1 protein-coding gene and 1 pseudogene are annotated in these 798 nt (G+C 47.7%); both read left to right on the top strand.

Annotation, left to right across the window (positions count from 1 at the left end; translation table 11 throughout):
• The coding region (locus R7R24_RS26095) for an RnfABCDGE type electron transport complex subunit B (protein WP_318120028.1) at positions 1-372 on the top strand (372 nt) is incomplete at its 5' end.
• 8 nt (positions 373-380) lie between these two features.
• A pseudogene (locus R7R24_RS26090) lies at positions 381-798 on the top strand (electron transport complex subunit RsxC); the annotation flags it as partial.

Raw genomic sequence — 798 nt, 5'->3', positions numbered from 1 at the left:
GGCGGTCAAGCAACCATCGAAAAACTCGCAGACTTAATGGGTGTGGAACCTGAAGAGTCGGCACACGATCTAGACAGCAAAGTACCGACCGTTGCCTTCATTCACGAAGATATGTGTATCGGTTGTACTAAGTGTATTCAAGCTTGTCCTGTTGATGCGATTGTTGGTGGGACAAAAGCCGTTCACACGGTCATCAAAGACGAATGTACTGGCTGCGACTTGTGTGTCGCGCCATGTCCAACCGATTGTATTGAAATGATTCCTGTGGAAACCACCACAGATAGCTGGAAGTGGCAACTTAACGCCATCCCAGTGGTTAACATTACGGATGCTGCCAGCGATGCAGCGAACGTGAAAGATTCAATTAAGTAAGGTTTCGTATGTTGTCTTTGATTGAACAAATTCGTACAGGCTCGCTTTGGGACTTCCCAGGCGGTGTGCATCCGGCAGAAAACAAAAAACAATCCAATAAAGCCGACTTAGTGCGAGCATCCATTCCCGCTGAAATCATTCTTCCGCTGAAACAGCACATTGGTAAAGCGGGTAACTTATTGGTCTCTGTTGGTGAGCACGTTTTAAAAGGACAAGCTTTAACCCAATCAGAAACTGGGTTTACAGTACCCGTACATGCGCCAACTTCTGGCACTATTACTGCCATCGAGCCTCGAACGGTGGCTCACCCTTCTGGTTTGAGCGAATTGTGCGCCGTCATCACTCCTGACGGCCAAGATACTTGGTGTGAAAAGTCACCTATCGCTGACTACACTCAAGAATCCGCCGATGCACTCATCGACATTA

This window comes from Vibrio sp. 704, from assembly GCF_033339295.1.
Note: the sequence above shows the minus strand (reverse complement) of the source record. Positions and strands in the feature narration are given on the sequence as shown.